Consider the following 12,443-nt stretch of genomic DNA (forward strand, 5'->3'; position numbering starts at 1 on the left):
AGAAAACAATATGACTCTGCGTCAATTCGCAGGGCTCGGTGCCCTGTTGTCCCTCGCATTACCTGGTCTTGCCCTGGCGGCTGACCCAGTGGCCGAGCCGGTGCTGAACTCTGGCGACACTGCATGGATGCTGACCTCGACCGCTCTGGTCCTGTTCATGACCATCCCCGGTCTCGCGCTGTTCTACGGCGGTATGGTTCGCTCGAAGAATATTCTGTCCGTGATGATGCAGTGTTTCGCCATCACCGGTCTGATCAGCATCCTGTGGGTCGTTTACGGCTACAGCATTGCGTTCGATACAACCGGTATGGAAGCGGGCGTCGTCAACTTCAATTCCTTCTTTGGCGGTATGGGTAAAGCGTTCCTGGCAGGCATCACGCCGGCAAGCATTACCGGTCCTGCTGCGTTGTTCCCTGAGGCGGTGTTCGTCACCTTCCAGATGACCTTCGCAATCATCACCCCTGCCCTGATTGTCGGTGCTTTCGCAGAACGCATGAAGTTCTCCGCGATGCTGGTGTTCATGGGTATCTGGTTCACTCTGGTCTACGCGCCAATCGCCCACATGGTCTGGGGCGGCGTCGGTGGTTTGCTGTGGGACTGGGGCGTGCTGGACTTCGCTGGCGGCACCGTCGTACACATCAACGCCGGTATAGCCGGTCTGGTGGCCTGCCTGGTACTGGGCAAGCGCAAAGGCTTCCCGACCACGCCGATGGCACCACACAACCTGGGTTATACCCTGATCGGCGCAGCAATGCTCTGGGTCGGCTGGTTCGGCTTCAACGCCGGTTCCGCCGCTGCGGCCAACGGCACTGCCGGTATGGCGATGCTGGTTACTCAAATCGCTACCGCGGCCGCCGCACTGGGCTGGATGTTCGCCGAGTGGCTGACTCACGGTAAGCCAAGTGCTCTGGGTATCGCGTCGGGCGTGGTTGCCGGTCTGGTTGCCATTACCCCTGCCGCCGGTACAGTTGGCCCGATGGGCGCTTTGATCATCGGTCTGGCAGCAGGCGTGATCTGCTTCTTCTGCGCCACCAGCCTCAAGCGCAAGCTTGGCTACGATGACTCCCTGGATGCGTTCGGCGTTCACGGTATCGGCGGTATCGTCGGCGCAATCCTGACCGGTGTGTTCGCAGCACCTGCACTGGGCGGTTTCGGCACTGTGACTGACATCGGTGCTCAGGTCTGGATTCAGTTCAAGGGCGTTGCGTTCACCGTTGTCTACACCGCAATCGTGACCTTCATCATCCTCAAGGTGCTGGATGCAGTGATGGGTCTGCGCGTCACCGACGAGGAAGAGTCTGTCGGTCTGGACCTTGCGCAACACAACGAGCGTGGCTACAACTTGTAAGCAGCCGCAGATGCAAAAAAGAATGCCCGGTCTCCGGGCATTTTTTTTGTCTGACGGTTGCGGATATACCGCCGCTTTTTGCTGTCATTGATCTTGCCCGCGTCAATGATTTCGGCACCGTGACGCAGCGCAGGTAACGATGTATCGACAGTCTTCGTCAACTTGCAGGGAAGCCGGTTTATTGCGCGCTTTGCTTTTTTCTCAGTCGAGTTAGAATGCGCGCCGAAGGTGCGGAGAACGGTATGTGGCATCAATCCAGAATTGCCTTGCGGGCCAAGCCCCGCGGGTTCCATCTGGTGACTGACGAGATAGTCGCGGGTTTGCCCGCATTACGCGATTGTCGTGTCGGGCTACTGCATGTATGGCTGCAACATACCTCGGCTTCGTTGACCGTCAACGAAAATGCCGATCCGGCGGTACGTCGCGACTTTGAGCGTTTTTTCAACCGTCTGGTGCCCCAGGGCGTGGACGGTTACGAACATGACGACGAAGGCCCTGATGACTTGCCAGCGCATTTCAAGGCCAGTCTGCTGGGCTGCCAGTTGGTTCTGCCGGTGACGGCAGGACGACTGGCGCTGGGCACTTGGCAAGGTATTTACCTGGGCGAACATCGAGACGCTGGTGGATCTCGTAACGTCCTGGCCACCCTTCAGGGTGAGTAGACATAACCGCTGAGATCAGCGGTTGTTGAATTTTTCCGATCGCCTTAGCATTTCCGGGCGGTTGGGCTATAACTAATCAGCTTTCGCAAGTCATGAGGTACAACATGAGCGACGACGACGATATTAAGGATGATCTGGAAGACGATCTGGACGGCGAAGAAGACGATGGTCTCGCAGCAGCCTCCCCGGAAGACGACGCAGCCGAGCCAGACGATTCCGACGTTCCGGCAGCACCGGCAAAAGGCAAGGCCAAGGCCGCTGTCTCGGTCGATGAACTGCCTAGCGTAGAAGCCAAGAACAAAGAGCGCGATGCTCTGGCGCGTGCCATGGAAGAATTCCTGGCGCGTGGTGGCAAGGTGCAGGAAGTGGAGGCCAACGTGGTCGCCGATCCGCCCAAGAAGCCTGACAACAAATACGGTAGCCGCCCGATTTAAGGCTGCAGACGCTGTATGAGAAAAAGCCCGCCGTCGCTGCGGGCTTTTTCTATTGAGCGAACATCAGACCGTTTTCAGGCCCAGCGTGCCAGGACTTCCGGCAGCTGCGACAGGTTGTGGATCTCGGCATCCGGCAGCCGGTCTGCGTCCCAGGCCTTGCCTTGCGGGTTGTACCAGATGGCGCGCATGCCAGCCTGCTGGGCACCTGCGATATCGTCCTTGGGGTGGTCGCCTACGTGCACGGCCGCGCCAGCATCGACCTTTGCGCGCCGCAACGCTTCCACAAACGGTGCGGGGTCGGGCTTGCCGATGCCCAGGTCCTCGGCGCACAGCGCGAAGGCAAAGTAGTCCGCCAGCCCCAAACGACGCACATCGGCATTGCCATTGGTAATCACGCCCAGCGTGAAGGTCTTGGCGAGAATTTCCAGCATGGGTTGCACCTCAGGGAAAATCTGCACCTGATGGCGGCCATGCAGGAAGACTTCAAAGCCCCGGTCGGCAAGGTCCTGCGCCTCGTCCGGGTCGTAGCCGGCATCTTCGAGCGCATGGAACAGCACGCGGCGGCGCAAGGCGCTTATGCGGTGCTTGAAGGACGGGTCTTCAGCCACCAGGCGCGAGCGAATTTCCCACAGGTGCTCGACAGGAATCGCCCCCAGCCTGGGTGCGTTTTCGCCCAGCCAGTCACGCAGTGTGACTTCGGCACCGGCAATGGCAGGGGCGGTGTCCCAGAGCGTGTCGTCAAGATCAAACGTCACCAGCTTAATCATCTGCAGCTCCTTTACGTTTGGCTCGGGGATGGGCGCTGTCATAAACAGTAGCCAAATGCTGGAAGTCCAGGTGCGTGTATATCTGCGTGGTCTTGATATCCGCATGACCCAGCAGCTCCTGCACGGCGCGCAAGTCCTGTGAAGACTCCAGCAGGTGGCTGGCGAACGAGTGACGCAGCATGTGCGGGTGCAGGTTCTGCCCCAACTCCCTCTCACCGGCCGCCTTGAGCCGCACTTGAATCGCGCGCGGGCCGAGACGCTTGCCTTGCTGGCTGACGAATACGGCGTCGTCCTGCGGATTGGTCAGGGCACGCAACGGCAACCATATTTCCAATGCCTGGCGCGCCTTGCTGCCGACCGGCAGTACGCGGGTCTTGCTGCCTTTGCCCAAGACCTGCACCAGCCCGTCGCGCAGGTCCAGCTGGTCCAGGTTCAGACCAGTCAGTTCGGACAGTCGCAACCCTGATGAGTAAAGCAGCTCCAGAATGGCCTGATCGCGATGAGCCAGAAAATCATCTTCGACGCCGCCGTCCAGCAATTGCGCGGTGCGGTCGGTGTCCAGCGTCTTGGGCAGACGCCGTTCACCCTTGGGCGGTGACAGGCCGTTTGCCGGGTCGTGCTGGCAGATGCCTTCGCGATTGAGGTACTTGTAGAAACCGCGCACCGCCGACAGCATGCGCGCCAGACTGCGTGAAGACTGGCCCTGCTGGTGCTGGCGGGCGGTAAAGCTGCGCAGGTGCTGGATATCCAGATCATTCCAGCTCGACAGTTGCGCCTTCTGGCAATACGCCAGAACCTTGCTCAGATCGCGCCGGTAGGCTTCAAGCGTATGAGGCGACACCTGACGCTCACTGCGCAGGTGCATGCAGTAGGCGTCCAGATGCTGTTCCATAGCTAGCGAACCGAGCGTAAAGAGTGAGCGAAACGCGGCAGCAGGCGGCTCAGGACATCGGCGATGTAACTGAGGAACAGGGTGCCGACCGAGCTTTTATAATGCTGCGGATCACGGCTGCCGATGGCCAGCACGCCATGCAAGCCCAGGTGATTGAGGCTGGCGATGGCGGAAGAGCCGACTTCCTTGCCTTGCTCTGCGCCAAACAGGAACGCCAGTTCATGCTCACGCAGAGCGCCGCAGATGATTTTCTCGCCAATCAGGCCGCCGATGGATTTCTGTGCTTCGGCGCTGCTGACCCATCGCCCCACTTGCATCGGGCTGTCGCTGAACAGGATCAGGCTGACGAAGGGCACCTGAAAGTCCTGACGCAGGCTGTCTTCGACAGCGATGACCAGTTCGTCCAGGCTGGTGGCATCCATCAGGGCGAGGTTCAGGCGTCGGGTCTTTTCGAACAGGCGGTCGTTGTCCCGTGCGACGTCCATCAGTTGCGACAGGCGATGACGCATTTCGATGTTGCGCTCGCGCAGCAGCTTTAGCTGACGCTCGACCAGCGAAACGGTATTGCCACGCTGGTGCGGGATGCGCATCGACACCAGCAGCTCGTCGTGCTCGGCGAAGAAGTCCGGGTGCTCAAGCAGAAAGGCGATGACCGCCTCTGCTTCAAGGTCTGGCGCTGCGCTATCGACAGGCGATTCGCAGGGTGTGCCTGTTGAAGCGGGAGGTTGATCGGTCATGGCAGTTACTCACTCAAAGACGAACTTGGCCTTCATAAACCCTGACGGCGGGGCCGGTCATCATGACAGAATGTCCCGGGCCAGCCCATTCGATGGACAGGCGACCTCCGGGCAGGTCGATCAGCAGCGGCGAATCCATCCAGCCCTGGCTAATGGCAGCAACCGCCGCCGCACAGGCGCCGGTACCACAGGCCTGGGTTTCCCCGGCACCACGCTCCCAGACACGCAACTGCGCACGCTGACGATCCACCACGTGGAGAAAGCCCACATTGACCCGTGCCGGAAAGCGCGGGTGATGCTCGATCTTCGGCCCCAGCTCGTGGACCGGCGCGTTATTGATGTCATCGACACGCAATACGGCATGCGGGTTGCCCATGGACACAGCAGCCAGTTCGATATTCTGCCCGTCTACTTCGACGTTGTAACGGGTGGCCTGCTCCGGAGCTTCAAAAGGTATTTCTTCCGGGACAAACCTGGGTGGCCCCATATCGACGCTGATCTGCCCGTCGCTGCGGATATCCAGCTCAATGATGCCGCTCTTGGTCTCGACGCGTATCTGCTTCTTGGCCGTCAGGCGCTTGTCGAGTACGAAACGGGCAAAGCAGCGCGCGCCGTTGCCGCACTGCTCGACTTCGGAACCATCGGAATTGAAGATTCGATAGCGAAAGTCCACATCCGGGTTGTTCGGTGCCTCGACCAGCAAAAGCTGATCAAAACCGATACCGGTGTGGCGGTCGCCCCATTGTTTGGCATGCTTGGGCAAGATGTGCGCGTGCTGACTCACCAGGTCCAGGACCATGAAGTCGTTACCCAGCCCGTGCATCTTGGTAAAACGCAGCAGCATGGGATTACTCCGGCAGCAGGCTTTCGCCAGCGAACAGCTCGGCCACGGTTTCGCGACGACGCACTTCAAAAGCCTGGGAACCGTCGACCAGTACCTCAGCAGCACGGCCACGGGTGTTGTAGTTCGAACTCATGACGAAGCCATAGGCACCGGCTGAATGGACCGCCAGCAGATCGCCTTCGGCCAGCGCCAGCTCGCGCCCTTTGGCGAGGAAGTCGCCGGTCTCGCAGATCGGCCCGACGATGTCATACGCACGAGGCTCGCCGTCGCGCGGACGCACCGCTGTGACGTCCATCCACGCCTGATAAAGCGCTGGACGGATCAGATCGTTCATCGCCGCATCGACGATGGCGAAATCCTTGTGCTCGGTGTGCTTGAGGTATTCGACTCGGGTCAGCAGCGCGCCTGCATTGGCCACGATGAAGCGCCCCGGCTCGAACAACAGCCCCAGATCACGACCGGCAAGTCGTTCGCGCACGGCTTTGATGTAGTCGGCCGCCAGCGGAGGCTCTTCGTCGCGATAACGCACACCAAGACCGCCACCCAGATCGATATGGTGCAGGTGAATGCCGCAATCGCCCAGGCGATCAACCAGGTCCAGCAGGCGATCCAGCGCATCAATGAACGGCTCGAGCGTGGTCAGTTGCGAGCCGATATGGCAGTCGACCCCGATCACTTCCAGGTTCGGCAGTTGCGAAGCGCGAATGTAGACGTCTTCGGCATCTGCAATGGCGATGCCGAACTTGTTTTCTTTAAGGCCGGTGGAGATGTAAGGGTGAGTGCCTGCATCCACATCCGGGTTGACCCGCAGCGATATCGGCGCACGGACGTCGAGTTCGGCAGCCACTTCCTGCAGGCGCTCCAGCTCGTCGGTGGATTCGACGTTGAAGCAATGCACGCCGACTTCAAGGGCGCGACGCATGTCTTCACGGGTCTTGCCGACACCGGAAAAGACGATCTTTTCGGCTTTGCCGCCTGCGGCCAGCACACGCTCGAGTTCGCCGCGCGAAACAATGTCGAAACCGGCGCCAAGACGCGCCAGGACATTGAGCACACCCAGGTTGGAGTTGGCTTTTACGGCGAAGCAGACCATATGCGGCATGCCGCTCAGCGCATCGGCGTAGGCACGGTATTGCGCTTCGATATGAGCGCGCGAGTAGACATAGGTCGGTGTGCCGAAGCGCTCGGCAATGGCAGACAATGCTACCCCTTCCGCGAACAGCTCACCGTCGCGGTAGTTGAAGGCGTCCATTGAATTCCCTTAAAGGTGCTTGTGCGATTGCGATTTGGCTTGTTCATCCGGAGTTTTGGTGTCATCCGGCAGATACAGCGGGCCTTTCTGGCCGCAGGCCGTAACAAGACAAGCGACCGCGACAAGCGCAGCAAGCGAAGAGATCAGGCGCTTCATGGCGAAATCCTTTGTAAAAGCATTAATTGCGCCAGAGTATACCGACCACCCGGCAGCTTGCCTATGCGATGGATCTCCCGTCTGGCGGGCCTTTGGCGTGAATGTCGGGGCAGAGCTATGGCTGACGGGATTAATGCGCGCATCCGTCGCCGATGATGGGTAAGCTTTGCATTTGCCTGGCAGCGTCCGTATCTTGCCCCTCTGCGCCATCAGCAGACACTTATCGAGGTTCCCGCAATGAGTTTGACCGAAGCCCGTTTTCACGACCTCGTCGATGCGACTCAGCATAATATCGAAGATGTTTTCGATGATAGTGGACTGGATGTCGACCTGGAAAACTCGGCCGGTGTACTGACAGTCAAGTTCGAAGGCGGCTCGCAGCTTATTTTCAGCCGTCAGGAGCCGCTGCGTCAGCTGTGGCTGGCAGCCCGCTCCGGCGGCTTCCATTTCGATTATGACGAAGATAGCAGCCGTTGGGCATGCGACACCAGCGATGAGCTGCTCAGCGAGATGCTTGCGCGCATCACCCTTGAGCAAGCCGGTGTCGAACTGGATTTCGACGATATCTGATCGTGAGCCAGTCCCCCGTTCGACCGCCCAAACCGCTTTTCAGCAACGTCAGCCCGGCTGTACCGTCGCCCTGTATCAGCCTGTGTCGGCTCGATGAGCAGAAGGTTTGCCTTGGGTGCTTCCGCCATGTCGAAGACATACGCGAATGGCGCTCGGCCGATGACCATCGTCGTCGACAGATTCGCCATGAGGCGGACCAACGTCGAGCCACTGCGGGCCAGACCGCAGGCTGATACCGTGTCGGGTTGTGTATTTACTGCGCTGTGTTAGTGTCGGACTCTGCTTCTCCAGATTGAGAGGCCCGTAGAACCCCGCCCACCCCGGCGGGGTTTTGTTTTATTCATGGAGAATAAAGGAGTCTGCCCAGACCATGACCACAGCACCTTCGATCATCCTCACCCGCCTCGATGTACAGCGTCTTGAGAGTTTCATCGACAGCGAGGACGAAAACACGCCGGGCATCCAGGCGTTGCAGGCCGAACTGGACCGCGCCGACCAGGTAGTGGGCCACGATGAAGTGCCTGCGGGCGTTGTGACCATGAATTCGCGTGTGCATTGCCGTGAAGAAGTCAGCGGCAAGGATTACCACCTCAAGCTGGTTTATCCACAGGATGCAGGCGCAGACGGCACCGTCTCGGTTCTGGCACCAATGGGCTCGGCGTTGCTGGGTCTGCAGGTCGGCCAGCACATTGACTGGCCAGCACCGGGCGGCAAGACCCTCAAGCTGACCTTGCTGGCGGTGGAATATCAGCCGGAAGCCGCGGGCGAGTACGAGTAATCGAAGGCGCTGCATCCGTAGAGCGCCTCCGCATTCAAAAGCGGACGCAGAGCGTCCAGAACGGCATTCCCACGCTGGAGCGTGCGGAACGATAGGCGGCCCGCAGAACACCTATCGTGCCAATGCTCCGCGTTGGAACGTTAGGCGCGCGGGACAGGATAAGCGTACGTCAGGCTTGGTCCATCGCCTCGTTCAACAGTTTTTCCAGCTCGGCCTTGTGATGCAGGAAGAGGATGCTTTGTCCATGCCGGTCATCCAGCAGCCCGGACAGGTCCAGGTCGGTGATGTAACAGCGATAGCGCTGGGGTTCCAGGCGTTTGCCGAGAATTTGCCGGGCAACGGCGGCATACAACTGATCGCCATATTCCAGCTCGGAAAACTCGCAGTTATCGCAGTACAGCGTGGCGGTCAGCTGTCCGGGCGAGGTTTCTTCGATGATTGCCTGCACGTCATAAAACGCCTTGTCCGCCGCAGTCGGTGCCAGCCGATGTTCAACACGCCGGGCAAGCCCAGGGCCGGAAGGCAGCACTTGGTAATACAGGGTTTCCAGCGAAACCGACTCGGACGGGTCGTCCAGCGGCAATGACGCGCCTCGGCGATAAACCAGCGATTGAAGAAAACGCTGCAGTGGCGTCAGCAGGCTTTGTTCGTCGTGATACGGCAGGCGCTGGTGCCAGAGCGAATTGTGTTCGTCCAGCACATACACGTCGGCATCCGGCTCGTTGATTCGGTAGAACACCTGAATACATTCAGGCTGGCCAAGTGGCAGGATCACGGACAGATCGTGGCCGTCGAGTGCCTGAGGGTCCAGATGCAAAGGGCTGTACAACGGCAGCTCTTCACCCAGGTACTTGAACAGGCCTGGCAGGCTGTTGACCACTACATGACCGACCTGTCCGGGTTTGATCTCCAACACGTGATACTGCTGCTGCACCTGAATCAGATAACGGTGGTTCAACTGCCTGGCGAGTAATAACCGGGCCGTGCTGATCAACTCTTCAACCCGCTGGGCGATGGCAGGCGCCCGGTTATGACAGAAGCAGCGCACCCGAATCTGCGGCTGTTTACCGCTCTGCGGCAGGCTGCCGAGCAGTTCGCTCATGCAGTCGAGCAGGGCATGCGGGCCGTCATAGCGGCTGACCAGCGTTTCGTTCCAGGTATTGAGGGTGATCTGGTCCAGCGTCAGCACCAGATTCTCCCGGACGCCCGCGTAACTGAGCGAGTCGGTGCGCTCGGTGGTCATCAGAATATTAAGGTCGCGGTGATGCCTGAGCGGGTCGACACCGACATTGACCAGCAACAGTATCTCGCTGGGTGTACTGGGCATGAGCAGCTCGTCGTCGCTGACCTCGGGCAGCGGCAGTTCAATACTCTGCTGCAAGGCACCCAGCAGGTTGAACAACTCGAACTCGCTCAAGTCACTGGCGCCTGGATGCAGCGCCACGCGGGTCGTGGTGTCGATCACGTTGTTGCGGTGGCACCAGGTCAGCAGCTCAAGCAATTCCCGGCTGCGCTTGATCGGCGAAAAGTTCGGCCACTCGTGAATACCCAGGTTGCCGTTGTACAGGGCCCACTGATGCTTGCCTGGCTCGCGCTTGTCAGGAGAATGCACCAGCGTCAGCGTGTCTTCTGCAAGGTCCGGGGCGATGCCCGGATTGATGAACTCGACCTTGCCCGCCTTGCGCTCGAAAGCCGCATACAAACGCCGACCGAGTATGGTCAGGTCACGAGCATTGAGCGCATCGGCGGTGCTTTGCGTTCTGGCGAACCGGGTCTGAAAGCGATAGCTGTAATTGAGCTCGTTAACCAGCGCACGACGCTCGCTGGCCACCTGGCGGACTTTCCACTGGCTGCGGCTGTCGAGCAGCGCCAGTTGTCGTTCATCCCAGCCCCACTCAGAGGTCAGGCGCTCCAGCAGCAGGCGTTGCCAACCGGTGTTGCGCTGACGGCTCGAGCCGGTGAGCTTTTTGTTGACCTTCAGGTACAGGCTGCGCCGCACCAGTTCCAGCCGCTCTTGCTCGTTGCGTGCCTGTAGATGCTCTTCGATACGCCGGTACACAACCACGTACGGGTCCAGCTCATCCAGGTCCAGCTGGTTGGCAAACACCGCTTGCTTGAAACGCAGGCTCAGGCACTGCACGCGAGGATGCTCGCTGGAATAGACCTCGATCAACAGCAGCTTGAGCACAGACTTGTAGGGCGACTCGATGCCTTTGAACAACTGCCACAAGCCGGCACCAATAAATTCCGCCGCAGGAATGTGCGACATCGGCCCGAGGTCGAGCACTTCGCTGGCGCGAATGAAGCGTTTGCTCAGCAGGGTATGGGTGTAATCCTCATAGTTCTGCTCTTCATAGACTGGCACCAGCCACCACATCGGGGTGCGCCCTGCGAGCCAGATCGCCGTGCGATAAAACTCATCAAGCAACAGGTAATGCTGGGTAGTGCCGCAGTCGTCAGAGCTGAGCTGCGAATCGCGGTCCCCGCGCTTGAAGCGCTGCGGGTCGATCAGGAAAAAGTGCGCTTCTGCCCCCATAGTGGCGGCCCAGGCTTCAAGGGCATGGCATTTCCTGCGCAGTTCGGCGATGGCCTCAGGCTCCAGTTCGCCGTCGTGGCAGACCCATACGTCCATGTCGCTTTGTTCAGCCTGGGCCAGCGTACCGAGGCTGCCCATCAGGAACAGGCCGTGAATCGGCTGGGGAGCGTTACCACGCCGGACCTTGTAAGAGAAGGAGCGTGTCAGGCGTTGCGCTTCGGCCAGCGCCAGCGTGTCCGGTTCGTACTGCGAGACGCCAGCAGGCGTGCCACCGGAAACGTAACCGGGCAGCAGAGGGTGGTTGACGTGAAAGAACAGCGGCAGCAGGGTCAGAACGCTTTGCTGGCGGGTCGACATGCCTTCGAGGGCACGCGCATATCGCCCGTCATTGAGCGACAGGAAACGGTTGCGCAACTGGCTGAGAACCTTGCGGTCGATGCCCTCATCCAGGTCGGGGCGAATTTCAGGATTACGCGTCATCGCAACTCAAGGCATCTGGCCTGTGCAGGCGTGGAATTACTGAGCAAAGATGGCGGAGAAGGTTTGCAGCCGAGAGAAAAGGATTCAGTCGGGTTGTTATTCTGACGCCAGAATCCTGTATCGACCGGCGTTCAGATAAGTGAAGGGCCTGCCACGCTTTTTTGTGCGCAGGCCCTGCGCCTGTCAGGCAGCTTGTTTGGAAACGTTGAGGATGGTCAACAGTGATTGGGCATGTTGAGCGGCCTCAAGCCCGAGGCTGGTCAGATAACCGCCATCGACCTGGGTCGTCAGTCCTTTATCGAAGAGTCTTTTTGCTGCTGCAACGGCAGTGGGTGCCGCTACATGGTGGACTTTCAGGCCTTCCTGGGTGTTTCCCAGATTGAACAGTGCAAGGATTTCCAGTTCGGCAACCAACTCAGGGGTATACGACATAGGTACTCCAGACTTTTTGTAGTAGTACGACCTCGCCGGCTGGCGGGTGTGCTCTGGAATCGACGTGTCCAATCTGCGCTCGTCGGTTCTGGATGACCGTTGAAGCCGGTTTGGCGTGGCAGCCCCGGAGGATCATGCGGCAGCGGGGCATTTGCAGTGTAGTCAGCGTCTGGAGTGTTTGCAGCATATATCTTGCTGGCATGCTCGGACCGCAGGATTACTTTTCCGGCGGCAGATCGGGCAGGGCGCGCAGCGCTGCTTCATACCATTGCGTGTCGAACGGACGGTCCTGCTCCAGCAAGGCATCGATCTCGATGGCCAGCACGTGGGCCATCATCTCCAGAATATCCTCACGCTCATAGTTCACCAGGGTCAGCATGTTGAAGACCGCTCTGGCTGCAGGCGGTTTACCAGCTTCGATCTGGTTTTCGATGGCTTCGATCAGGGTCGAGGCAGCAAAGTCTTCTTCGTCATTATCGATGTCGTCGGTCATGGTCACTCCTCAGGTAAGGCAGGCAGTCTAACCGGCGACCTGAAAACAACAAACCCCGGAGG

Annotated in this window: 15 protein-coding genes; 6 read left to right on the top strand and 9 right to left on the bottom strand. The window is 59.5% G+C overall.

Annotated features, from left to right (window positions below; genetic code table 11):
* Positions 1–10 precede the first annotated feature (10 nt).
* The 3 genes from AO068_RS25260 (at position 11) to sutA (ending at position 2,444) form a co-directional block, all read left to right on the top strand.
* Positions 11–1,348, top strand: a complete 1,338-nt coding sequence (locus AO068_RS25260) for an ammonium transporter (protein WP_003435008.1) — start codon at positions 11–13, stop codon at positions 1,346–1,348.
* Between the two features lie 242 nt (positions 1,349–1,590).
* The gene (locus tag AO068_RS25265) at positions 1,591–2,010 is read left to right on the top strand and encodes a secondary thiamine-phosphate synthase enzyme YjbQ (protein WP_058409851.1); all 420 of its coding nucleotides are present in this window, start codon (positions 1,591–1,593) and stop codon (positions 2,008–2,010) included.
* Between the two features lie 104 nt (positions 2,011–2,114).
* Entirely contained in the window at positions 2,115–2,444 is a 330-nt protein-coding gene (gene sutA, locus AO068_RS25270; protein ID WP_058402148.1) for a transcriptional regulator SutA, read from the top strand.
* A 74-nt stretch (positions 2,445–2,518) separates the two neighbouring features.
* Here sutA and AO068_RS25275 read toward each other — a convergent pair whose 3' ends face one another.
* The 6 genes from AO068_RS25275 to lptM are packed head-to-tail and all read right to left on the bottom strand — an operon-like array spanning position 2,519 to position 7,092.
* Positions 2,519–3,211, bottom strand: a complete 693-nt coding sequence (locus tag AO068_RS25275) for an HAD family hydrolase (RefSeq protein ID WP_058402147.1) — start codon at positions 3,209–3,211, stop codon at positions 2,519–2,521.
* Entirely contained in the window at positions 3,204–4,103 is a 900-nt protein-coding gene (gene xerC, locus AO068_RS25280) for a tyrosine recombinase XerC (RefSeq protein ID WP_058409779.1), read from the bottom strand. Before xerC ends, AO068_RS25275 begins: the two co-directional genes overlap by 8 nt.
* Before the next feature lie 2 nt (positions 4,104–4,105).
* On the bottom strand, positions 4,106–4,840 hold the full coding sequence (locus tag AO068_RS25285; protein WP_058402145.1) for a DUF484 family protein: 735 nt from the start codon (positions 4,838–4,840) through the stop codon (positions 4,106–4,108).
* Between the two features lie 13 nt (positions 4,841–4,853).
* The gene (gene dapF / locus AO068_RS25290) at positions 4,854–5,684 is read right to left on the bottom strand and encodes a diaminopimelate epimerase (protein WP_005734557.1); all 831 of its coding nucleotides are present in this window, start codon (positions 5,682–5,684) and stop codon (positions 4,854–4,856) included.
* A gap of 4 nt (positions 5,685–5,688) precedes the next feature.
* Positions 5,689–6,936, bottom strand: coding sequence for a diaminopimelate decarboxylase (gene lysA, locus AO068_RS25295; protein ID WP_004659605.1), 1,248 nt, complete (start codon positions 6,934–6,936; stop codon positions 5,689–5,691).
* Between the two features lie 9 nt (positions 6,937–6,945).
* Positions 6,946–7,092, bottom strand: a complete 147-nt coding sequence (gene lptM, locus AO068_RS26275; RefSeq protein ID WP_002555817.1) for an LPS translocon maturation chaperone LptM — start codon at positions 7,090–7,092, stop codon at positions 6,946–6,948.
* Between the two features lie 237 nt (positions 7,093–7,329).
* Here lptM and cyaY point away from each other — a divergent pair, with 237 nt between their 5' ends.
* The 3 genes from cyaY (at position 7,330) to rnk (ending at position 8,440) form a co-directional block, all read left to right on the top strand.
* Positions 7,330–7,662 (top strand): iron donor protein CyaY, encoded by a 333-nt coding sequence (gene cyaY, locus AO068_RS25300; RefSeq protein ID WP_058409780.1) that lies wholly within the window; start codon positions 7,330–7,332, stop codon positions 7,660–7,662.
* Positions 7,663–7,664: 2 nt separating this feature from the next.
* Entirely contained in the window at positions 7,665–7,895 is a 231-nt protein-coding gene (locus AO068_RS26280; protein WP_044295754.1) for a DUF1289 domain-containing protein, read from the top strand.
* Positions 7,896–8,032: 137 nt separating this feature from the next.
* On the top strand, positions 8,033–8,440 hold the full coding sequence (gene rnk / locus AO068_RS25305; RefSeq protein WP_058409781.1) for a nucleoside diphosphate kinase regulator: 408 nt from the start codon (positions 8,033–8,035) through the stop codon (positions 8,438–8,440).
* A 169-nt stretch (positions 8,441–8,609) separates the two neighbouring features.
* Here the strand turns inward: rnk and AO068_RS25310 are convergent, their stop codons facing one another.
* The 3 genes from AO068_RS25310 to AO068_RS25320 all read right to left on the bottom strand — a co-directional run bounded on the left by AO068_RS25310 (position 8,610) and on the right by AO068_RS25320 (position 12,381).
* Entirely contained in the window at positions 8,610–11,456 is a 2,847-nt protein-coding gene (locus AO068_RS25310) for a class I adenylate cyclase (RefSeq protein ID WP_058409782.1), read from the bottom strand.
* Positions 11,457–11,639: 183 nt separating this feature from the next.
* The gene (locus AO068_RS25315) at positions 11,640–11,888 is read right to left on the bottom strand and encodes a TIGR02647 family protein (protein ID WP_002555822.1); all 249 of its coding nucleotides are present in this window, start codon (positions 11,886–11,888) and stop codon (positions 11,640–11,642) included.
* 217 nt (positions 11,889–12,105) lie between these two features.
* Positions 12,106–12,381 (bottom strand): hypothetical protein, encoded by a 276-nt coding sequence (locus AO068_RS25320; protein WP_080394867.1) that lies wholly within the window; start codon positions 12,379–12,381, stop codon positions 12,106–12,108.
* Positions 12,382–12,443: the final 62 nt, after the last annotated feature.

This window comes from Pseudomonas sp. ICMP 3272, from assembly GCF_001466905.1.
Classification (GTDB): Bacteria; Pseudomonadota; Gammaproteobacteria; order Pseudomonadales; family Pseudomonadaceae; genus Aquipseudomonas; species Aquipseudomonas amygdali.

Coding starts and splice junctions, on each gene's coding strand:
- lptM (WP_002555817.1), bottom strand. CDS start 7,092: ATGAAGCGCCTGATCTCTTCGCTTGCTGCGCTTGTCGCGGTCGCTTGT.
- sutA (WP_058402148.1), top strand. CDS start 2,115: ATGAGCGACGACGACGATATTAAGGATGATCTGGAAGACGATCTGGAC.
- AO068_RS25275 (WP_058402147.1), bottom strand. CDS start 3,211: ATGATTAAGCTGGTGACGTTTGATCTTGACGACACGCTCTGGGACACC.
- xerC (WP_058409779.1), bottom strand. CDS start 4,103: ATGGAACAGCATCTGGACGCCTACTGCATGCACCTGCGCAGTGAGCGT.
- rnk (WP_058409781.1), top strand. CDS start 8,033: ATGACCACAGCACCTTCGATCATCCTCACCCGCCTCGATGTACAGCGT.
- AO068_RS25265 (WP_058409851.1), top strand. CDS start 1,591: ATGTGGCATCAATCCAGAATTGCCTTGCGGGCCAAGCCCCGCGGGTTC.
- AO068_RS25260 (WP_003435008.1), top strand. CDS start 11: ATGACTCTGCGTCAATTCGCAGGGCTCGGTGCCCTGTTGTCCCTCGCA.
- dapF (WP_005734557.1), bottom strand. CDS start 5,684: ATGCTGCTGCGTTTTACCAAGATGCACGGGCTGGGTAACGACTTCATG.
- AO068_RS25310 (WP_058409782.1), bottom strand. CDS start 11,456: ATGACGCGTAATCCTGAAATTCGCCCCGACCTGGATGAGGGCATCGAC.
- AO068_RS25285 (WP_058402145.1), bottom strand. CDS start 4,840: ATGACCGATCAACCTCCCGCTTCAACAGGCACACCCTGCGAATCGCCT.
- AO068_RS25315 (WP_002555822.1), bottom strand. CDS start 11,888: ATGTCGTATACCCCTGAGTTGGTTGCCGAACTGGAAATCCTTGCACTG.
- lysA (WP_004659605.1), bottom strand. CDS start 6,936: ATGGACGCCTTCAACTACCGCGACGGTGAGCTGTTCGCGGAAGGGGTA.
- AO068_RS25320 (WP_080394867.1), bottom strand. CDS start 12,381: ATGACCGACGACATCGATAATGACGAAGAAGACTTTGCTGCCTCGACC.
- cyaY (WP_058409780.1), top strand. CDS start 7,330: ATGAGTTTGACCGAAGCCCGTTTTCACGACCTCGTCGATGCGACTCAG.